The 20752-nt window shown below is 65.3% G+C and carries 21 protein-coding genes and 2 riboswitches; of the genes, 18 read left to right on the top strand and 3 right to left on the bottom strand.

The features are described from left to right. Positions 1-23 precede the first annotated feature (23 nt). Positions 24-422, bottom strand: a complete 399-nt coding sequence (locus BG455_RS08180; protein ID WP_071469499.1) for a DUF2177 family protein — start codon at positions 420-422, stop codon at positions 24-26. 280 nt (positions 423-702) lie between these two features. Next, a riboswitch (cobalamin riboswitch) is annotated at positions 703-899 on the top strand. 198 nt (positions 900-1097) lie between these two features. Between BG455_RS08180 and BG455_RS08175 the strand changes: the two genes are divergently transcribed. The 12 genes from BG455_RS08175 to cobJ all read left to right on the top strand — a co-directional run bounded on the left by BG455_RS08175 (position 1098) and on the right by cobJ (position 13924). Continuing rightward, entirely contained in the window at positions 1098-1889 is a 792-nt protein-coding gene (locus tag BG455_RS08175; RefSeq protein WP_071469498.1) for an ABC transporter ATP-binding protein, read from the top strand. Next, positions 1886-2821 (top strand): ABC transporter substrate-binding protein, encoded by a 936-nt coding sequence (locus BG455_RS08170; protein WP_071469497.1) that lies wholly within the window; start codon positions 1886-1888, stop codon positions 2819-2821. Before BG455_RS08175 ends, BG455_RS08170 begins: the two co-directional genes overlap by 4 nt. Before the next feature lie 6 nt (positions 2822-2827). Then, positions 2828-3910 (top strand): FecCD family ABC transporter permease, encoded by a 1083-nt coding sequence (locus tag BG455_RS08165; protein WP_084386201.1) that lies wholly within the window; start codon positions 2828-2830, stop codon positions 3908-3910. Between the two features lie 495 nt (positions 3911-4405). Further along, positions 4406-4623, top strand: a riboswitch (cobalamin riboswitch). A gap of 230 nt (positions 4624-4853) precedes the next feature. Further along, entirely contained in the window at positions 4854-5375 is a 522-nt protein-coding gene (locus BG455_RS08160; RefSeq protein ID WP_143079900.1) for a cytochrome c, read from the top strand. A gap of 25 nt (positions 5376-5400) precedes the next feature. Next, complete coding sequence (locus BG455_RS08155) at positions 5401-6015, top strand: HupE/UreJ family protein (RefSeq protein ID WP_071469495.1); 615 nt, start codon at positions 5401-5403, stop codon at positions 6013-6015. A gap of 54 nt (positions 6016-6069) precedes the next feature. After that, positions 6070-6459 (top strand): DUF1636 family protein, encoded by a 390-nt coding sequence (locus tag BG455_RS08150; protein WP_071469494.1) that lies wholly within the window; start codon positions 6070-6072, stop codon positions 6457-6459. After that, positions 6452-7489: a cobalamin biosynthesis protein CobW gene (gene cobW, locus BG455_RS08145; RefSeq protein WP_071469493.1), complete on the top strand. Its 1038-nt coding sequence runs from the start codon at positions 6452-6454 to the stop codon at positions 7487-7489. Before BG455_RS08150 ends, cobW begins: the two co-directional genes overlap by 8 nt. A gap of 6 nt (positions 7490-7495) precedes the next feature. Beyond that, positions 7496-10720, top strand: a complete 3225-nt coding sequence (gene cobN / locus BG455_RS08140) for a cobaltochelatase subunit CobN (RefSeq protein WP_071469492.1) — start codon at positions 7496-7498, stop codon at positions 10718-10720. Next, positions 10713-11840, top strand: a complete 1128-nt coding sequence (locus BG455_RS08135) for a cobalamin biosynthesis protein CobG (RefSeq protein WP_071469583.1) — start codon at positions 10713-10715, stop codon at positions 11838-11840. The genes cobN and BG455_RS08135 overlap by 8 nt, the downstream gene beginning before the upstream one ends. Beyond that, complete coding sequence (locus BG455_RS08130) at positions 11830-12459, top strand: precorrin-8X methylmutase (RefSeq protein ID WP_071469491.1); 630 nt, start codon at positions 11830-11832, stop codon at positions 12457-12459. Before BG455_RS08135 ends, BG455_RS08130 begins: the two co-directional genes overlap by 11 nt. Then, the gene (cobI, locus tag BG455_RS08125; protein WP_071469490.1) at positions 12456-13181 is read left to right on the top strand and encodes a precorrin-2 C(20)-methyltransferase; all 726 of its coding nucleotides are present in this window, start codon (positions 12456-12458) and stop codon (positions 13179-13181) included. The genes BG455_RS08130 and cobI overlap by 4 nt, the downstream gene beginning before the upstream one ends. Beyond that, a complete protein-coding gene (gene cobJ, locus BG455_RS08120; RefSeq protein ID WP_071469489.1) occupies positions 13178-13924 on the top strand; it encodes a precorrin-3B C(17)-methyltransferase in 747 nt (248 codons plus the stop codon). The genes cobI and cobJ overlap by 4 nt, the downstream gene beginning before the upstream one ends. A 95-nt stretch (positions 13925-14019) precedes the next feature. On the opposite strand, the gene BG455_RS08115 is transcribed toward cobJ, so the two are convergent. Continuing rightward, the gene (locus BG455_RS08115; protein WP_071469581.1) at positions 14020-14751 is read right to left on the bottom strand and encodes a cobalt-precorrin-6A reductase; all 732 of its coding nucleotides are present in this window, start codon (positions 14749-14751) and stop codon (positions 14020-14022) included. Between BG455_RS08115 and cbiE the strand changes: the two genes are divergently transcribed. The 6 genes from cbiE (at position 14750) to cobF (ending at position 19960) form a co-directional block, all read left to right on the top strand. Next, entirely contained in the window at positions 14750-15949 is a 1200-nt protein-coding gene (gene cbiE, locus BG455_RS08110; protein ID WP_111361341.1) for a precorrin-6y C5,15-methyltransferase (decarboxylating) subunit CbiE, read from the top strand. The two genes, BG455_RS08115 and cbiE, sit on opposite strands and share 2 nt — an antisense overlap. Next, the gene (locus tag BG455_RS08105) at positions 15946-16308 is read left to right on the top strand and encodes a cobalamin biosynthesis protein (protein WP_071469582.1); all 363 of its coding nucleotides are present in this window, start codon (positions 15946-15948) and stop codon (positions 16306-16308) included. Before cbiE ends, BG455_RS08105 begins: the two co-directional genes overlap by 4 nt. Next, entirely contained in the window at positions 16305-17090 is a 786-nt protein-coding gene (gene cobM / locus BG455_RS08100) for a precorrin-4 C(11)-methyltransferase (protein WP_071469487.1), read from the top strand. The genes BG455_RS08105 and cobM overlap by 4 nt, the downstream gene beginning before the upstream one ends. After that, positions 17087-18394: a cobyrinic acid a,c-diamide synthase CobB gene (locus tag BG455_RS08095; protein WP_071469486.1), complete on the top strand. Its 1308-nt coding sequence runs from the start codon at positions 17087-17089 to the stop codon at positions 18392-18394. The genes cobM and BG455_RS08095 overlap by 4 nt, the downstream gene beginning before the upstream one ends. Positions 18395-18485: 91 nt before the next feature. Further along, the gene (cobA, locus tag BG455_RS08090; RefSeq protein WP_071469485.1) at positions 18486-19211 is read left to right on the top strand and encodes a uroporphyrinogen-III C-methyltransferase; all 726 of its coding nucleotides are present in this window, start codon (positions 18486-18488) and stop codon (positions 19209-19211) included. Further along, positions 19208-19960 (top strand): precorrin-6A synthase (deacetylating), encoded by a 753-nt coding sequence (gene cobF / locus BG455_RS08085; RefSeq protein WP_071469484.1) that lies wholly within the window; start codon positions 19208-19210, stop codon positions 19958-19960. Before cobA ends, cobF begins: the two co-directional genes overlap by 4 nt. A gap of 34 nt (positions 19961-19994) precedes the next feature. Here the strand turns inward: cobF and BG455_RS08080 are convergent, their stop codons facing one another. Then, positions 19995-20693, bottom strand: coding sequence for a GntR family transcriptional regulator (locus tag BG455_RS08080; RefSeq protein WP_071469483.1), 699 nt, complete (start codon positions 20691-20693; stop codon positions 19995-19997). Positions 20694-20752: the final 59 nt, after the last annotated feature.

Here is a 20752-nt window from a genome sequence, read left to right as displayed (position 1 = left end):
CGCGCGGGTCATTTGGTTGCGGCCTAGCCCAGTGCCAGCGCCACCATCACCCCGCACCAACAGGCGACAGCGGTCAGACCTGTTCCCCACGCCATATCTGCCGCCACCATCGAAGGGTGCCAATCGCGCATCACTGTCCAGCTGACCAGTTCATAAGTGCCATAGGCAACGCCGCCAAGAATGGCCCCGTGAACAAGCGCCATGACCGGCGCGCCGCTTTGCAGCGCGGGCCAACCTGCAAACCAGATCATGCCGAACAGATACAGCACATAAAACAAAGCCGCAGGCAGCGGGCGGGGGCGGTCAAGCAGTGCCGCGCCCAGATGCCGCGCGAAAAGCGGCTTGATGACTTTTGGCAGCATCACCGCGTCCGCCACCAAGAAGATCAGGGCGACAACAAGGACCAGAACGAATAGCGACATTGCATTTCCTTTTGCGCCAAAGCGTCTGGCCCACCATAATGGCTCCGGCCCACCCAAAGGCAAGGCGCAAGCGGTGTCGCCCATAAAACCTGCGTGTGTTCTTGTGGCTGTTGCCGCATAGAACCAACTGCGGCCCAATCCGTTCCCCCCTTGCCACCGGCCTGCCAATCGCACGGGTTTGCGGCGGCCCACCGTCACGCGCTTATTGCCGGTTCAGGCCAGCGCGCGCAGATTTCGCCAGCGCCTCTGCGAAAGACATTGAATGCGCCAGACCATTGGACTACGAACTTTGCACGATGGTGCCCGATATCTGTCGGGAGAATAGGGAAACCGGTGCACAGAGCCTCTGTTATTCCGGTGCTGCCCCCGCAACTGTAAGCGGTGTATCTTGCGCAAGCCTATGGCCCCAAGGGTTCAGAGATTTGCAAGGATATATCATCCGCAAGCCAGGAGACCTGCCATCATAACCGCAACACCAACCCGGGCGGGGTGTCCGGAGGAGGGCAAATGACGATAGCGCATCCGCGCGCAGGGCGCAGCTGCCACGCCTTTACCCCTGCTGTAACCGGCAGGGAAAGACATGTGTCCAGTCTTGAATGAAACACACCACTGCGCGCTAGGCTGTGCCATCATGGCCCTCGCGCGGTTGTGGGGTATCTGCCAACAGGTGGCGCAATGAGTTGCCCCGCACCCCTGCCCGCAACCCTGACACTGGAACAGGTATCTTGGGGGGCGGGACTGCTGCACCCTGTCAGCCTGACGCTGGCGCGGGGCCGTGTGCTGGGGGTTCTGGGGGCAAATGGTGCGGGCAAATCGACCTTGCTGCGCCTGATTTACCGCTTTCACACACCGAAATCCGGGCGCGTGCTGCTGGATGGCGCAGATATTCACGCCACGCCTGCGCGCAAGGTCGCGCAGCGTGTGGCGGCTGTCTTGCAGGAACAGCCCACGGATTTTGCCCTGACAGTGGCCGAGATTGTCGCCCTTGGTCGCGCGCCACACCGCCGCGCATTGGCCGGCCCCTCTGCGCATGATGCCCATATCGTAGAGCATGCCTTGGACCGGATGAGCCTGCGCGCCTTTGCATCGCGCCCCTTTGGCACCTTGTCAGGGGGCGAGCGGCAGCGCGTCATGGTGGCGCGCGCCTTGGCGCAGGAACCGGGCCTGATCGTGCTGGACGAGCCGACCAACCATCTGGATATTCGCCACCAGCTGGAAGTGCTGCGCCTTGTGCGGGGCTTGGGCGCAACGGTCGTCGCCTCGTTGCACGACCTGAACCTTGTGCGCGGCTTTGCCGATGATGTGCTGGTGCTGAAAGACGGCCAGCCGCTGGCCTTTGGCCCTGTGACGGATGTCCTGACCCCTGATCTGATTGCCCGCGCCTTTGGGGTGCGCGCCCAAGCGCGCGGCCCCGCGCGCTTCGACTTTTCGCTTTTCGATGACATGCAACCGGAGAAACAGGCATGAAATCCCTTCCTCTTGCCCTGCTGGCCACGGCCTTTGCCGCGCCCGCCCTTGCCTACCCTGTGACAGTGCAAAGCTGTGACAGAGAGGTGACCTTCGATGCCGCGCCCGCGCGCGCGGGCTCTCATGATGTGAACCTGACCGAGATGATGCTGGTTCTTGGCCTGACCGACAGGATGGTGGGCTACACGGGCATTTCCGGCTGGAACCGGCTGGATGATGACATCCGCGCAGGGGTCGCCGAGCTGCCGGAACTGGCCGAGCGCTACCCCTCGCGCGAGGTGCTGATCGGCGCTGATCTGGATTTCTGGTTCGCAGGCTGGAATTACGGCATGCGCGTCGGCGGAGAGGTCACGCCAGACACGCTGGCCCCGTTCGGCATTCAGGTCTATGAACTGACAGAAAGCTGCATCCACATCATGCCGCGCGATGCGGTGACGATTGACGATATGTATACCGACATCCGCAATCTGGGCCGCATCTTCGGCGTCGAGGCGCGCGCGGAAGAGCTGATCTCTGGCTGGGAAACCGACTTGGCCCAGATTACAGCGACGATCCCCGATGCCGAACCTGTGCGCGTCTTTGTCTATGACAGTGGCGAGGATACACCCTTTACCGCAGGCCGTCTGGCCATGCCCACGGCCATGATACAGGCCGCAGGCGGGCGCAACATCATGGATGATGTGGACGCAAGCTGGACCCGCGTGGCATGGGAGCCGGTGGTCGAGCGCAACCCCGAACTGGTTATCATCGTGAATTATGGCGATGTCACAGCCGAACAGAAGATCGCCTTCATGAAATCCAACCCCGCCTTTGCCGCGATGGATGCCGTCAGGAATGACCGTTTCGTGGTGCTGGACTATGTCGAGGCGACGCCGGGGCCGCGCAATATCCGCGCGATTGCCACGCTTGCCGAAGCCTTCAGGGCCAGATAGCCGCGCATGCGCACCCTGCCCACCCCTGAAACGGCAGCGCCCGTTCTGGCACCAGCCCCACGCCCGCCGGTATTGGCGCGGCCTGTGCGGCAGGGCTTGTGGGGGGTGGGGCTGGTGGCGCTGGTGCTGTCGCTCTCTGCGGCCGTCAGCATCGGGGCAGTGCCCATTCCGCTGGCCACGGTCTGGGGTGTGATCATCGACAGGGTCGCACCCGGTTTGATCACCCCGGACTGGTCCGCAGGGCGCGCGGCGATTGTCTGGGATATTCGCCTGCCGCGCGCGCTTCTGGCCGCCTTCGTGGGGGCGGGGCTGGCATTGGTGGGGGCCGTGCTGCAAGCGGTGACGCGCAACCCGCTGGCGGACCCGCATCTGCTGGGCATTTCGTCGGGGGCCGCTTTCGGGGCCATTCTGGCATTGCTGCATACCGGCATGTTTCTGGGCGTTGCCACAGTGCCGGCGCTGGCCTTTGCAGGCGCGCTTGGCGCAACATTTCTGGTGCTGTGGGTGGCCAATTTCGCGCAGGCCACCAGCGCCGACCGTCTGGTGCTGACAGGGGTTGCGGTGTCGTTCATCGTCATGGCACTGGCAAATGTGCTGATCTTTCTGGGCGATCCGCGCGCGGCCCATACAGTGGTGTTCTGGATGCTGGGCGGGCTTGGTCTGGCGCAATGGGACCATCTGATCTGGCCTGCGCTTATTCTTTCAGGCGCGGCGCTGTGGTTCCGGGCCGTTGCAGGCGCGCTGAATGCGATGACCATCGGGGATGAAACGGCATCGACCCTTGGCATTCCGGTCGCGCGCTTCCGCCTGAGCTGCTTTGTTGTCGCCGCCCTTGTGACCGGCGTGATGGTCGCCTTTTCCGGTGTGATCGGGTTTGTCGGCCTGATGATCCCGCATATCGTGCGGCTGGTGGTGGGGGGCGACAATGCCCGCGTGCTGCCTGCGGCAATGCTGGTCGGCGCGATCTTTCTGGTCTGGGCGGATATCCTTGCCCGCACGCTGATGCGCCCTGAAGACATGCCCATCGGAATCGTCACAGGGCTGGTCGGGGGGATGTTCTTCATCTGGCTGTTGCGGCGCAAAGCCTAGCGATGCGCCTGTCCCGCACTTGGCCCCGAACTTGGCCCCGAACTGGCCCTGTCGCGGCCAGTGCTGAGCCGCACTTGCAGTCGGGCTGGCCCGTTTTGCCGCGCGGGCGGGCCTTGCGCATCTGTGACCAATCCTTGGTGAACCCACCCATCCGGCTTTGGCCGCACCGCGCATGGGCCAGCCAAATCGCAGCGTCCGGCCTGCGCCTCCGGCGGGGATATTTGGACAAGGATGAATTGCAAGGATCGGCACCGCGCCTCGGGCCAGCGAACTGGGGGAGGCGCGGTGCTTTCACCCTTGGCGGTCATCGGGATCCCTCCCTGTACCGCACAGCCATCATGGCAGGAAAGCGTAAACAAACCCTTATTTCATCCTTGTTAAAATATCCCGGGGGTTTGGGGGCTGGCCCCCAATCGCGGGCAGGGGCCGGGTGCGCCCTGTGTCGGTGGTTTCGTGCAAGATGCCGCTTCCTTGCTTGACTCGTGGCGCTGTTGCGCGCAAGACGGGGGTGCTGGTGCCTGTTCGTGACAGGTGAAAAGGGAATGCGACAAGGTCTGATTGCAAGATCAAACCCCAAGCGCAGCCGCCCCCGCGACCGTGACCGGAGAGGTCGCCCAATGCCACTGGCTTTTGACAAGCCGGGAAGGCGGGCCGACCGACAGGGAAACCTGATATCCGCAAGCCGGGAGACCTGCCAGCGCATAAGCCGCCCCTGTCGGGGCATCGAAACCAGCGGGGTGACTGGCGGTCTTGTATGGGTGCGCGCCTTTGGCCGTCGCCGATGCTGCCTGCAAATCCCCGCCCTTGTATCGCGTGACGGGTGGTTACGCGGGGAGGAAACAGTTTGAACCCCTCTCGCAAGTTTGTCGCGGGTTTGGGTCTGGCATTGGGCGGGTACGTCCTTGTGGCCGGGCTTGTGGCTTTTGCGCTTCCTTCACAGGAGGTGGCACAGCCCGATACTGCCCGCGCAGCAGTGCCCCAGAGCCATGAACATGGCCATTCCCATCTCGATGCCGCTCAGGCAGAGCCGTTGACTGGCCCTTTTGGCGTGCATGGGGACCGCCACCCACAGGCGCCGGTATTTGACACCGCTGCCGATGGCCTGACCGAGCGGCGCCGCCGCTTCATGAGTGCCTTGTCAGGGCATTTCCGCGCGGTTTCTGCCACGTTATTGTCGGATGCGGGCGGCGAGGACATGCTCCAGACCCATGCCGATGCCCTGGCGGGTTTGGGTGCGCAGATTGACCGCTTGTTTGACACACCTTCGCCTGCGCCCGAGGGCGGGAAGGGCGCACTGTCTGCCATCTGGGACCAGCCTGAACTTTTCGCACAATATACGCAGGCCTTCAGCGCCGAGAGCGCGCGCTTTGCCCAGACCGTCCGTGCGGGCGGTGATCTGGTCAATGGCCTGCATGACCTGCGCTATTATTGCGTCGCCTGCCATGCCGATTTCCGGCAACGTTAACACTCTCTCTGAAGGATATGCCCCTATGACACGTTATCTGATCGCCCCCGCCCTGCTTCTGGCCAGCCCTGCCTTTGCGCACCATCCTTTGGGGGGCGATGCCCCGCAAACCGTTCTGCATGGTCTGATCTCTGGTCTGGCCCATCCGGTGATCGGGCCGGACCATCTGGCCTTTGTTGTGCTGATCGGTCTGGCCGCAGCCTTTGCTGGCCGCGCGCTTGCAGGCCCGCTGGCCTTTATCGGGGCCACATTGGCGGGCACTGCCATTTTGCTTGCGGGGGTTACTCTGCCGCTGGCAGAGCTGGTGATCACCGCCAGTGTTGTCATTCTGGGTGCGTTGTTGCTGACGGGCCGCGCTGTCACCGGACCTGTCGCGCTGGCAGGCTTTGCGCTGGCGGGCATTTTCCATGGCTATGCCTACGGGGAAGCTGTCATCGGCGCGACCCCGATGCCGGTTTTTGCCTATCTTGTGGGCTTTGGCACTATCCAGTTTGCGATTGCGGCAGGGGTGGCGGTGTTTGCGGGCAAGATGCTGCGCGAGGGGCATGGCCAGATGCAGGCGCGGCTGGCCGCGGCTGTGTGCATGGGTGTGGGCCTTGCCTTTCTGTTTGAAACCGCCGAGCAGCTGGTTTTCGGCTGATCTGCGCCTTGAGGGGCAGCGCACGCTGCCCCACCTGTTTTCCCGGAGACTTTCATGCACGCTGAACCTGTCGATCTTCTGGTCTGCACCAGTTGCCGCAGCGCCACCCCTGCCAACCCCTTGGCCACGCCAGACCCGGACACGCGCCCCGGCACCCATCTGGTGCGCGCCCTGCAAGACGCGGCCCCGCAAGGGGTGCGCATTGTTGCGGTCGAGTGTCTGTCCAACTGTTCACGCGGCTGCACCATTGCGTTGCGCAAACCCGGTGCCTGGACCTATGTTTATGGCAATCTGACCCCAGAGGTGCATATGGCCACAATCATGGAGGGCGTGGAAAAATACCGTAGCGCCGACGCCGGACTTGTGCCATGGCGCGACCGCCCTGAACATTTCCGCAAGAACTGTATCGCCCGTATCCCGCCGCTGGAGGCCCCCAATGTCTGATCTGTCAAAAACCCCTGTCACCATCGTCACCGGCTTTCTGGGCGCGGGCAAGACCACGCTGATTTCGCATCTGATCCGCAATGCGGGCGGGCGGCGCTTGGCGGTTGTTGTCAACGAATTCGGCACAGTCGGGGTGGATGGCGATATCCTGAAATCCTGCGCCATCCCGGATTGCCCCGCCGAAAATATTTTCGAGCTGTCGAATGGCTGCATCTGCTGCACTGTGGCCGATGATTTCATTCCGACCGTCGAGGCGCTGTTGAAGCTGGACCCAAAGCCCGACCATATCCTGATCGAAACCTCTGGCCTTGCATTGCCCAAACCCTTGCTGAAAGCCTTTGACTGGCCTGCCATCCGCTCGCGCATCACAGTTGATGGTGTGATCGCGTTGGCCGATGCCGAGGCCGTGGCGGCGGGCCGCTTCGCCCCCGATGTGGCCGCTGTCGATGCGCAGCGCGCAGCCGATGACAGCATCGACCATGAAACGCCCCTATCCGAAGTGTTCGAGGATCAGATTGCCTGTGCCGATCTGGTGCTTCTGACCAAGCCTGATCTGGCTGGCCCCGAGGGTGTGGCAAAAGCCCGCGCCGTTATCACCGCCGAGGCATCTCGCCCGCTGCTGATTATCGAAGTGGCCGAAGGGGTGGTCGATCCGGCGGTCCTGCTGGGGCTGGAGGCCGGTGCCGAAGATGATATCGCCGCGCGCCCGTCGCATCATGACGGGCATGACGACCACGAGCATGAGGATTTCGACACGATCATGGTCGAGATGGGCGAGATCACAGACCCCGCCGATCTGGCCGCGCGCATCGCCCATCTGGCCGAAAGCCAGCATATTCTGCGCGTCAAAGGGTATGCCGCCGTCAGTGGCAAGCCCATGCGCCTGTTGGTGCAGGCTGTGGGCGCGCGGGTGCGCCACCAGTTCGACCGCCCTTGGGGCGCGTCGGAGCCGCGTGTCACACGGCTGGTTGTCATTGCAGAGCATGACCATGTGAACGAGGCGGCTATTCGCGCGGCATTGGGGGCCTGATCCGCAATGCATGTCATCTTCCGCGAAAGCCACGGGCTGGACGAGGCCGACACACCCACAGATCTGGGCCAAAGCCCTGCCGATCTGGTGGTGCTGTCGCTGTCGGACAGCGACCTTGGCGCATTCGCGGCGGGATGGCGTGCAGGCGAGGGGCGCTTGCCCACGCTGCGGCTGGCCAATCTGGCTGCGCTGAAACACCCGCTTTCGGTAGACACTTATGTTGACGCCACGCTTGCGGGGGCAAAGGGCATTCTGATCCGGCTGATCGGGGGGGCACCCTATTGGGCATATGGTTTGCAGCAGGTTCAGGCCCTTGCGCAGCAAAAAGGCATTGCGCTGGCGGTGCTGCCCGCCGATGGCCGTGCCGACCCGGCACTGGATGCGGCATCGACCTTGCCTGTTAGCACCCTGCGCCGCTTGCAACACCTATGCGATATGGGCGGCGCGGTGGCGGCGCAGGCGGCATTGCAACAACTGGCGCTGGCGGCGGGGCTGTATGCCCCGCCTGTGCGCGGTGCCCGCGCCTTGGCGCAAGTGGGGGGCTGGCGCCCTGAGGGGGTAAGCTGCCCTGCCGCTTTCGCCCTGAATTCCACCCGCCCGCGTATTGTTGTGGCCTTTTACCGTTCCTACATCGCCGCCGCCGATCTGGACCCGATCCGCGCGCTGACGCAGGCGCTGGAGGCGCGCGGTTTTGACGTTCTGGCGCTGTTTGTCCCCTCGTTGAAAGAGCCGCAGGCGCGCGCATGGGTCAAGCGCTGGGTTCGGGTGCTTGCGCCCAAGGCAGTGGTCAATGCCACGGCCTTTTCCGCGCAGGGCGCGGATGGCGCGGTTCTGGAACTGGCAGGCGTGCCGGTTTTTCAGGTCGCACTTGCCACGAATGAACGGCGCAAATGGGCAGAGGCCGCGCGCGGCCTGTCCCCGGCCGACCTTGCCATGCATGTGGTCCTGCCCGAGGTGGACGGGCGGATGTTCGCAGGCGTTGTCAGCTTCAAGGAATTCACCGACCCTGACCCCGCGCTGCAATTCGCCCGCGCCGAACACCGTGCCGAGTTGCCCCGCATCGACGCGGTGGCCGCGCGCATCGCGGCATGGGTGCGCTTGCAAGACCTGACGCCGCAGGACCGGCGCGTGGCGCTGGTGCTGTCCACCTATCCCGGCAAGGGCTGGAACATGGCCCATGCTGTGGGGCTGGATGCGCTGGAAAGCGCCTGTGCCATTTTGCATGACATAGGCGCACCAAGCCTAGAGGCGCGCAAGCTGGCCGATGCGATGGCGGCAGAGCGCTTGGTCTGGCCGCTTGCGGATTACCGCGCCGCGCTGGCTGGGCTGCCGCAAAACCTGCGCGACGCCCTTTTCAGCGCATGGGGCAGCCCCGAAGATGACCCCGCCTGCCGTGACGGGCATTTCGGTTTTGCAGGGCTGCGCCTTGGGCAGGCCCTTGTTGCGCTGCAACCGGAACGCGGCACCCCTGCGCAGCGCGATGACGAATATCATGACCTCGCGCGCACGCCGCGCCATGCCTATGTCGCCTTCTACCTGTGGTTGCGCGCACAATCCGATGCGCTGGTCCATATTGGTGCGCATGGTACGCTGGAATGGCTGCCCGGCAAATCTGTCGCCCTGTCCGATGCGTGCTGGCCCGAAGCGCTGGTGCGCGATCTGCCCGTGATTTACCCCTTTATCGTGAATGATCCCGGCGAGGCTGCGCAGGCCAAGCGCCGCATCGGCGCTGTGACGCTGGGCCATGTGCCGCCCCCGATGGTTGCGGCAGACACAGGCGCAGGGCTGGCGCATCTGGAGGCGCTGCTGGACGAGTTTTCCAACGCCGACGGGCTGGACCCTGCCCGCCGCGACCGGCTGCAAGACGATATCCGCGCCGAGGCGCAGGCGCTTGGCCTTGGTGCCGAACTGGGGCTGGAGAGCGCGGATTGTCTGGCCGAGGCGATCACCCGTATTGACCGTTTCGTGTGCGATGTGAAGGAAAGCCAGTTCGGCGAAGGGCTGCATATTTTCGGGCGTGGCGATCAGGGCGCGGCAGAGCGTGCGGGGCTGCTGGCGGCCTTGTCGGGGCGGTTTGTGGCCCCCGGCCCGTCCGGCTCTCCGCATCGGGGGCGGGCGGATGTTCTGCCCACAGGGCGCAACATGTTCACCACCGACCCGCGCGCGGTGCCGTCGCGTGCGGCCTATGCGCAAGGCGTCAAGCTGGCGGATGAGCTGGTGCGCCGCCATTTGCAGGACCATGGCGACTGGCCCCGCGCGCTGGTGGTGGACCTGTGGGGCAGCGCCACCATGCGCACGGCGGGCGAGGAATTTGCCATGGCGCTGCATCTGCTGGGCGCGCGGCCTGTCTGGGATGCGGGGTCATCGCGTGTCTCGGGTGTTGAAATCCTGCCGATTGCGGAACTCGACCGGCCGCGACTGGATGTTACCTTGCGCGTCTCTGGCCTGTTCCGCGATGTGTTCCCGCAGCTTGCCACCCTGTTCGGGCAGGCCGTCACGGCGCTGGCCGCGCGCGATGAGGCACCGGATTGGAACCCCTTTGTCGGCCAGGGCGGCGCGCGCGTCTACAGCCCCGCGCCGGGCAGCTACGGCATGGGCATGGGTGCGGCGCTGGAGGATTATTCAGACGCCGCGCGCGCCGATGCAGGGCGCGCATGGCTGGCGGCATCGTCGCATGCGCTCGATACCGGCCAACATGACCCAGACGGGATTGCCGCGCGCGTGGCCGGGGCCGAAGCCTTTGTGCATCTGCAAGACCTGCCCGAAACCGACCTGTTGCTGGCACAGGATTACGCCGCGCATGAGGCAGGCTTTGCCGCAGCGCAAGCCGTGACCGGCGGCAAGGCGGCGCTCTATCATCTCGATGCCACGCGCCCCGACAGCCCCCGCGCGCGGCCCTTGTCCGAAGAAATCGCCCGCGTGGTGCGTGCGCGCGCGGCCAATCCGGTCTGGGTTGCGGGCATGATGCAGCATGGCTTTCGGGGTGGGGCCGAAATTGCGGCCACGCTGGACCATATGGCCGCTTTCGCGCATCTGGCGCAGGCTGTGCCGCCGCAATTGTTCGACCTGTATCATGATGCGACTTTGGGCCGGCCCGAGGTGCGCGCCTTTCTTGCGCGCGAGAACCCGCAGGCGCTGGCCGCGATGGAGGCGCGTTTTGTCGCCTTGCATGCGGCAGGGCTTTGGGCGACACGGCGCAATTCCATACTTGCGGGGCTGGGCGATGGCTGAGATCGAGGTGAAAGGCTGGTGTCCGGGCGCGCTGCGGCCCATGCGCTCGGGCGATGGCTGGGTGGTGCGGGTGCGCCCGCGTCTGGCGCGTCTGACGCGCGCGCAGGCGCTGGGGCTGTGCGATGCGGCGCAAACCTATGGCGCAGGGCTGATCGACCTGACCAACCGCGCCAATCTGCAAATCCGCGGCGTCAGCGATGGCGCGCTTGCGCCCTTGCAAGAGGCGCTTGGGGCACTGGGCCTGCTGGACAGTGACGCAGAACTGGAATCGCGCCGCAATATCCTGATTGCGCCGGACTGGGCCACCGGCGATGACAGCGCGCGGCTGTGGTCGGGGCTTGCTGCGCGGCTGGCCGACTTGCCTGCGCTTCCGCCCAAGATGGGGTTCGCCATAGATGCAGGCGCCGCACCTGTCCTGACGGGGGACCCGGCTGATTTCCGGATCGAGCGCGGGCCAGCCGGGCTGATCCTGCGCGCCGATGGGCGCGCGCAGGGGATGGTGTTGGAACCGGGGCATGAAATCGAGGCGCTGATCCGCTTGTGTCAGTGGTTCATGGAAACAGGGGGCGCACAGGCTGGCCGCATGGCGCGGCATGGTGCCATGTTGCCCGACTGGGCGAGGTGGGACGCAGCGCCCGCCCCCGCGCGGGCGCCTCTGGTCCCTGGCCCCACGGCCGGGGGGCTGGTGCTGGGGGTGGCGTTCGGGCAAATCCCCGCCGCTGATCTGGCGCAGGCCCTAGCGCGGACCGATGCGCAGGCGCTGCGCGTCACGCCGTGGCGCTGCCTTGTGCTGGAAGGGGGGGGCGCGGCCCGCTTGCCCGAAAGCCTGATCACCACACCAGACCACCCCGCCTTGCGCGTCGATGCCTGCGCGGGCGCGCCGCTCTGCCCGCAAGCCAGTGTCGCCACCCGCGCACTGGCGCAGGCCCTTGCGCCCAAAATACGCGGTTCTTTGCATGTATCGGGATGCGCCAAGGGTTGCGCGCGGGCGCGGCCTGCGGATATCACGCTGATCGGGCGCGAAGGGCGCTTTGATCTGGTCATGGACGGGCAGACGGTCGCCACAGCGCTGGATGCAGATGACGTTTTGGCCCGTTTCGGGGGAATTGATGCCATATAGCTATGAAACCGATGGGGCTGCGATCTACCGCCAGTCTTTCGCCACCATCCGCGCCGAGGCCGATCTGGACCGTTTCACACCCGATGAAGAACCCATCGCCGTGCGCATGATCCATGCCGCCGGTATGGTCGGACTGGAGGAATTCACCCATTTCTCGCCCGATTTCGCGCGCGTGGCCCGCGCGGCCCTGCAGGCTGGTGCACCAATCCTGTGCGACGCCTATATGGTGTCCGAAGGGGTGACGCGCCCGCGCCTGCCTGCGCAAAACGAGGTGATCTGCACCCTGCGCGATCCGCGCGTGCCGGATCTGGCGCGCGAAATGGGCAATACCCGCTCTGCCGCCGCACTGGAATTGTGGCGGCCCCATCTGGCGGGGGCGCTGGTGGCCATCGGCAATGCGCCAACTGCCCTGTTTCACCTGCTGAACATGCTCGAAGACCCGTCCTGCCCGCGCCCTGCTGCCATTATCGGCTGCCCTGTGGGCTTTGTGGGCGCGATGGAATCAAAAGACGCACTCTGGCAGGCGCAACCCGTGCCTGCCTGCATCGTCAAGGGCCGTCTGGGCGGCAGCGCGATCACGGTCGCGGCCATCAACGCCATTGCGAGCCGCAAGGAATGAGTGTGGGGACCGTGCATGGGGTGGGCCTGGGCCCCGGCGCGCAAGACCTGATGAGCGTGCGCGCCGACCGCCTTGTGCGCAGCGCGCGCCATGTTGCCTATTTCCGCAAGGCAGGGCGCAGCGGGCAGGCGCGCGCGATTGTCGAGGGCATGCTGCATCCGGATGCAGTTGAAATCCCGATGGAATACCCTGTCACCACAGAAATTCCGCTGTCCGACCCGCGCTATAACGCGGTGCTGTCGGGCTTTTATACTGCCTGCGCGGATCATCTGCTGGCACTGGCGCAAAGCGGGGCAGATGTGGTGGTGCTGTGCGAAGGCGATCCGTTTTTCTACGGCTCTTTCATGCATCTCTATACCCGCCTGAAAGCGGCGGTGCCTGTCGCTGTTGTGCCCGCCATTACCGGCATGTCGGGGGCTTGGACGGCCACAGGCCAGCCCATCACATGGGGCGATGATGTGCTGACCGTGCTGATGGCCACCCTGCCCGAAGATGTGCTGGCCACCAGGATTGCCGCCACCGATGCGCTGGTGGTCATGAAGATCGGGCGCAACCTGTCCAAACTGAAACGCGCCTTGCACGCTGCGGGGCGGCTGGAAGAGGCATGGATCGTCGAATATGCGCAAATGCCGCAGCAGCGCGTGCAACGGCTGAGTGAGGCTGGCGCGGTGACGCCCTATTTCTCGATCGTGCTGATCCATGGACAGGGGCGCAGACCATGAGCGGCTGGGTGGTTGTCGCAGGCCTTGGGCCGGGGGATGAAGCGCTGGTCACACCAGAAGTGCGCAGCGCACTGGCGCAGGCCACTGACGTGGTGGGCTATATTCCCTATGTGGCCCGCATTGCCCCGCGCGACGGGCTGACCCTGCATGCCAGCGACAACCGCGTAGAGCTGGAGCGCGCCGCGCATGCGTTGCACATGGCAGCAGAGGGCCGCCGCGTGGTGGTCGTATCCTCGGGCGATCCGGGCGTGTTCGCCATGGCCTCGGCCCTGTTCGAGGCGCTGGAGGCGGGCAGTGCTGCGTGGCGCGCGCTGGATATCCGCGTGCTGCCCGGCATTACTGCAATGCTGGCCGCGGCCGCAAAGGCAGGCGCGCCGCTGGGCCATGATTTCTGCGCGATCAATCTGAGTGACAACCTCAAGCCCTGGGCCTTGATCGAAAAGCGCCTGCGGCTGGCGGCAGAGGGCGATTTTGCGATGGCCTTCTACAACCCGCGATCCAAATCGCGCCCCGAAGGCTTTGCCCGCGCGCTGGAGATACTGCGCGAGACCTGCGCAGATGCGCGCCCTGTCCTGTTCGCACGCGCGGTCAGCACGCCGCAGGAAGACTTGCGCATTGTGCCCCTGACCGATGCCCTGCCAGAGATGGCAGATATGCGCACAGTGGTGATTGTCGGTTCCAGCCTGACCCGCGTGATCGAAACCCCGCGCGGGCCGATCCTGTATACACCGAGGTCGGTGTGAGTGGCAGGCGGGGGCAAGGGGGGCTGTCTGCCCCCCTCTTGGGCTACGCCCAATTCACCCCCCGAGGATATTTGACCAAGGATGAAAGTGCTGGGTCAGGCAATGAGCCAGTCAATCGCAGCCCGGATGTCGTGGGTCTCGTGGCGTGCGGGAAGGGCGGGGCGGTCGATCATCAAGACCGGCAGGCCAAGGGCGCGCGCGGCAACCAGTTTGGCTTGTGCACCGCTGCCACCGGCATTCTTGGAGACCACGAGTTCGATGCGGTGCTCTCGGATCAATGCTGTGTCCGAGGCCGCGTCAAAAGGGCCTCGGTCAAGGATGATGTGGTGGTCGGGCAGCGGTGGCCGTGCCTCTGGCGGATCGACAAGGCGCAGCAGGTAATGGTGTTGGGGCTGTTGGGCAAAAGCGGCCAGATGCATGCGGCCAAGCGCCAGAAGGATGCGCTGTGGCGGCCCTGTCAGAGCGGCAACCGCGCCCGCAATGTCGGGGACATTGTGCCATCTGTCGCCCCGCTGTGCCGTCCATGGGGGGCGTGTGAGGGCCATCAGGGGCGTGCCCGTCGCCTGTGCTGCATGCAGGGCATTGCGGCTGATCTGGGCGGCAAAAGGGTGGGTCGCATCGATGAGATGCGTGATCGCATGGGCGCGCAGATAGCTGGCAAGCCCTGTCGCACCGCCAAAACCGCCCACGCGCACGGGCACGGGCTGGGGTTTGGGGCGCTCTACCCGCCCGGCATAGCTGAGCGTGGTGGCAAGGCCCGCAGCGGCGAGCGCTGCGACAAGGCGCGTGGCCTCGATCGTGCCGCCAAGGACAAGGATGTTATGCATGGCTGAGGCCCCCTGGCTGACAATCATCGGATTGGGGGAAGATGGCCTGAATGGGCTGTCAGACGCAAGCCGTGAAGCACTGGCGCAGGCCGCGCTGGTGATGGGGGCGGCGCGTCATCTGGCCTTGCTGCCAGATCTGCCTTGCGAGGTGGTGGAATGGCCGGTGCCTTTTGCCGATGGTATTGCGCTGTTGCTGGCGCAACGCGGGCGGCGGGTGGTGATGCTGGCCTCTGGCGATCCGTTCTGGTTCGGGGCGGGCAGCAGTGTTGCGCGGCATCTGGCGCGGCAGGAATGGCGCGCCTTGCCTGCGCCCTCTAGTTTCTCGCAGGTGGCGGCCGCGCTGGGATGGCCGTTGGAGCAGGTCACCTGCCTTGGCCTGCATGCCGCGCCGCTGTCGCGGCTGCGCCCGCATCTGGCGCAAGGCGCGCGGGTTCTGGTGCTGGTGCGCGATGGCGCAGCGGTGGGCGAGGTGGCGGGCTATCTGACCGGCCTTGGCTTCGGGACCAGCACCTTGCATGTCATGGAGGCGCTTGGCGGCCCGCGCGAGAGACTGCGCAGCATGCAGGCGGGGGATTATTCCTTTAGCGATGTGTGCCATCCTGTTGCCGTTGCGCTGGAGGTGGCAGGGGCGGGGCGCGCGCTGCCTGTCGTGGCCGGGCGCGCGGACGGGTTTTTTGACCATGACGGGCAGATCACCAAACAGGCGGTGCGCGCGCTGAGTTTGGCCGCACTTGCGCCGGTGCCGGGCGAGTTGCTGTGGGATATCGGGCTTGGGTCCGGGTCTGTCAGTATTGAGTGGCTGTTGGCCCATCCACGTCTGGAGGCCATCGGGTTCGAGGCCGATCCGGTGCGCGCCGCGCGGGCCCTGCGCAATGCCGCCAGCTTGGGTGTGGACCGTCTGCGCGTGGTTGAAGCCCGCGCGCCTGCGGGGCTGGAGGGCCAGCCCCTGCCCGATGCGGTGTTCATTGGGGGCGGGCTGTCAGACGGGCTTTTGCGCGATTTATGGCGCATTCTGCCGCAAGGGGTACGGGTGGTGGCAAATGCGGTGACGCTGGACTCCGAGGCGCTGCTGGCACAGTGGCACGCGCAGGCAGGCGGCACGCTGACACGGCTGGAGCTGTCAGAGGCAACACCTTTGGGGCGCAAGCGCGGCTGGCGCGCGGCCTATCCGATTGTGCAATGGCGGGTGGTGCGATGATTGTGGCAGGCATTGGCTGCACTTCGCGCGCGACACTGGCAGAGATGCGCGCGCTGCTGGAGGAGATGACGCGCGGCCGCGCACCTGCCAGAATCGCCTGTCTGGAGGGGCGCGCGCATATGCTGGCCCCTTTGGCGCAGGCGCTGGACCTGCCGCTTGTGCCCTTGCCGCGCGCGGCGCTTAGGGGCATATCGACACCCACAATATCGGGGCGTGTGATGGCGGAATTTGGCACAGGCAGCGTGGCCGAAGCCTGCGCCCTTGCAGGCGCGGGCACAGGTGCCGCAATTGTGGCACTGCGGCAAACCAGCGACGCGGGGCAGGCCACCTGCGCGCTGGCAGAAGGGATGACAGAATGACAGTGCATTTTATCGGGGCGGGGCCGGGGGCTGCGGATTTGCTGACCTTGCGCGGGCGCGACCTGATCGCGGCCTGTCCGGTCTGCCTGTATGCGGGGTCGCTGGTGCCAGAAGGGGTACTGGCCCATTGCCCCGAGGGCGCGCGGATCGTGAACACCGCGCCGCTGTCGCTGGACGAGATCATGGCGGAAATCAGCGCGGCCCATGCGCAGGGGCAGGATGTGGCGCGTTTGCATTCGGGGGATGTGTCGATCTGGTCTGCAATGGGCGAGCAGTTGCGCAGGCTGCGGGCGCTGGACATTCCCTATACGGTGACGCCGGGTGTCCCGTCTTTTGCAGCGGCGGCAGCGGCTTTGGGGGCAGAGCTGACCTTGCCGGAACTGGCGCAATCGCTGGTGCTGACCCGTACACCGGGCCGCGCCAGCCGCATGCCCGAGGGCGAGAGTTTGAGCGCCTTTGCCGCCACAGGGGCCACATTGGCAATTCACCTGTCGATCCAGAATCTGGCGCAGGTGGTGGCCGATCTGGTGCCGCATTACGGGCCGGATTGCGCAGTCGCAGTGGTTTGGCGGGCAAGCTGGCCTGACCAGCGCATCATCCGCGGCACGCTTTCGACCATCGAAGCCCAGATTGCAGGCAGCATGGAGCGGACAGCGCTGATCCTTGTGGGCCATGCCCTTGCCGCCGAAGGCTTTGCCGAAAGCGCGCTTTATGCGCCCGATTACGACCGCCGCTTCCGCCCCCAGAGCGCCGACAGCATCTATAAGGACAGCCGCGAATGATACCGGGTTTGATGATTTCCGCGCCTGCCTCGGGGACAGGCAAGACAACTGTTATGCTGGGCCTGTTGCGCGCCTTCTGCGATGCGGGGCTAAGGGTGCAGCCCTTCAAGAGCGGGCCGGACTATATTGATCCCGCCTTTCATCGTGCGGCTGCGGGGCGGGCGTCGTTCAACCTTGACAGTTGGGCGATGGGGGCCGGGTTGATGGATACCATCGCCGCCGAGGCAGGCGGCGCTGATCTGGTCGTGGCCGAAGGCTCGATGGGGTTATATGACGGGGTCGCAACGCGGGGGGCGCTGGGGTTCGGGTCCAGCGCAGAGCTGGCGGCGCGCATGGGCTGGCCTGTGGTGCTGGTGGTCGATGTCTCGGGGCAGGCGCAATCGGCGGCGGCTGTGGCGCTGGGCTTTGCACGTTACCAGCCCGATCTGCCCTTTGCGGGGGTGATCCTGAACCGTGTGGCCAGCCCGCGCCATGAACGGCTGGCGCGGCTGGGCATGGAACGGGCCGGCCTGCGGGTGCTGGGTGCCTTGCCGCGACGCGGGGATCTGAAATTGCCCGAACGCCATCTGGGGCTGGTGCAGGCGGTTGAGCACCCCGACCTTGACGCCGCGATTGCCAGCTATGCCGATTTCCTGCGCGCGCATGTCGATCTGGAGGCACTGCGCGGCGCGGCCGCGGGCGTGCAGACCGGGCCGCCAAGCGCTTTGCCGCGCCCGCCTGCGCAGCGCATCGCGCTGGCGCAGGATGCGGCGTTTTCCTTTACCTACCCGCATTTGCTGGAAGGGTGGCGGCGTGCGGGCGCGCAATTGCTGCCATTCTCGCCCTTGGCGGATGAGGTGCCCGACCCGCAGGCCGATCTGGTCTGGCTGCCCGGCGGCTACCCTGAACTGCATGCCGGACGTCTTGCAGCGGCGGCGCGGTTTCGGCAAGCGCTTGCGCTGCATGCGCAGACGCGGCCTGTTCATGGGGAATGCGGCGGCTATATGGCGCTGGGCGCGGGGTTGATCGACAAAGCGGGCGTGCGCCATCAGATGGCGGGGCTTTTGGGGCTGGTCACAAGCTATGAGAAGCGCAAGATGCATTTGGGCTACCGCGCGGCAGATTTGCTGGCCCCGATGCCCGGATTTGCGGCAGGGGCGCGGCTGCGCGGGCATGAATTCCACTATTCCACCATTCTGGAGCAGCCCGATGCGGCCCTTGCCCGTGTCTGCGACGCCGATGGGCAAGAGGTGCCCGAGACAGGGTCGCGCCGTGGCCATGTCAGTGGCAGTTTCTTTCATCTGATTGCACAGGACGCGCCATGAGATGCGGTTCAAAAGGGGGGCTGTCTGCCCCCCTCTTTGGCCTGCGGCCAAATTCACCCCCCGAGGATATTTTAACAAGGATGAAACGGACATGAGCGGGTTTGTTTCCTTCGTAGGCTCTGGCCCCGGTGACCCCGAATTGATGACGCTGAAAGCCGTGGCGCGGCTGAAGGCGGCGGATGCTGTGTTGTTTGACGATCTGTCTGCGGCGGCGATGCTGGGCCATACGGCACCGGGGGCCGATCTGGTCGCTGTGGGCAAACGCGCGGGCCGCCCTTCGCCCAAGCAGGACCATGTCAGCAGGTTGCTGGTTGATTATGCCGAAACCGGCGCGCGGGTGGTGCGGCTGAAATCGGGTGATCCGGGCCTGTTTGGACGGCTGGAGGAAGAGATTACAGCCTGCCGCGCGGCAGGGGTCGGATTTGAGATCATTCCCGGTGTCAGTTCGGCCAGTGCGGCGGCGGCGGCGGCCGGAATTCCCCTGACACGGCGGCTGAGCGCGCGGCGGGTGCAATTTGTGACAGGCCATGACATTCGCGGGGCCTTGCCCGAAGGGTTGCGTATGGCGGCGCTGGCTGATCCGGATGCGACGACTGTGGTGTTCATGCCCAAGCGCACATTCGCGGAACTGGCGCGCGGCTTGATCGAGGCCGGATTGCCGCCCGATATGCCTGCGCTGCTGGCCGAGAATGTCAGCCACCCCGACCAGCGCCTGACGCGCAGCACTGTGGTGCAACTGGCCGCATCGCTTGAGGCCAGCGCCAGCGCGGCCCCTGCGCTGATCCTGTATGGCCCGCTTGCAGGAGAGGGCGCATGATTGATCTGCATCTTGTGGGTATTGGCACCGGCAATCCCGACCATCTGACGCGGGCGGCCATCAGGGCGCTGAATGGCGCGGATCTGATCTTGCTGCCGCGAAAGGGGACAGAGAAGGCCGATCTGGCCGATCTGCGCCGCCAGATTTGCGATGCGGTGCTGGAACGGCCGGTGCGCGTGGTGGAATTCGATTTGCCGCGCCGTGCGTCGGACCGGCCCTATCTGGGGGCGGTGGCCGAGTGGCATGATGCGATTGCACAATGCTGGTGCGCGGCGGTTGACGCGCATATGCCGCAGGGCGGGCATGTGGCGCTGATGGTCTGGGGCGACCCGTCGCTATATGACAGCAGCCTGCGCATCGCAGAACGGCTGGGCGCGGCGGGCCTGCCGCTGCGCACCCATGTCGTGCCCGGAATTACCAGTTTGCAGGTTCTGACAGCGGCCCATGCCATTCCGCTGAACCGTCTGGGTGCCCCTGTGACCATCACCACAGGCCGGCGACTGCGCGACGGGGGTTGGCCGGACGGGGTGCAGACCCTTGCGGTAATGCTCGATTCCGGCGGGGCGTTCGAGGTGCTGAAGCCTGATGGCCTGCATATCTGGTGGGGGGCCTATGTGGGCATGGCCGAGGAGGTCTTGATCGCGGGCGCGCTGGGCGATGTCGCGGCCGAGATTGTCGAGACGCGGGCACGGCTGCGCGCCGCCCATGGCTGGATCATGGATATCTATCTTTTGCAACGCTTCGACTGATCCGCGCCAAGGCAGCAGTCCTGGCCCCGTTGCCCTATGGGTTGGGCTTCAATGCGGCATGCAATTGCGAAACGGGAATCGTGCCTTCATCCAGATGCAAATCGGTTTCCAAATGCTGCATATGATGCGCCATTTCAGCGCGCGCGCGCCCTTCGTCACGCGCCTCGATCGCGTCGAGAATACGGGCATGTTCGTCCGGCCCGCAGGATTGGGTGGATTGGGGTTGATACATGGCCGTAATCAGGGATGTCCGGATTGTCAGGGTACGCAAGATTTTCATCAACAGATCGGCGCCGGTCAGTTTGGCGATCAGCAAGTGAAACTCGCCCGACAGCCGGATCATCGCCTCGCTGTCCTGCCGGTCATGGGCTGCGCGCTCGGAGGCGACATGGGCGCGCAAGGTGGCAATATGGTCTTGTGTCGCCATTCTGCACAGCCGCGTGACCAGTCTTTGCTCGATGCACAGGCGCGCGGAGAAAGCATCTTGCGCCTCGCCGATGTCCGGTTCTGCGATACAGGCCCCCCGATTGGGCACAAGCGAGACCAGCCCATCCTGTTCCAGAATTGAAAGTGCTTGCCGCACGCGCGCACGGGTCGCCCCGAAGATTTCGGCCAGATCCTCTTCTTTCAGCCGCGCGCCCGGCCGCAACGAACGCTGGACGACAGCCAGCCAGATCCTGTCGCAAATCTGGTTTACAACTTCGTTATGTGTCGCATGCGAGAGCCAGGGCATCTGTTTTTCCTTATTATCTGCGCTGACATACTGTTTTTATCCAGAAAAGACAAAACTGA

Source organism: Roseinatronobacter thiooxidans (assembly GCF_001870675.1).
GTDB classification, from domain to species: domain Bacteria; phylum Pseudomonadota; class Alphaproteobacteria; order Rhodobacterales; family Rhodobacteraceae; genus Roseinatronobacter; species Roseinatronobacter thiooxidans.
The sequence above is the reverse complement of the archived record's forward strand: the minus strand, read 5'-3'. Positions and strand labels throughout refer to the sequence as shown.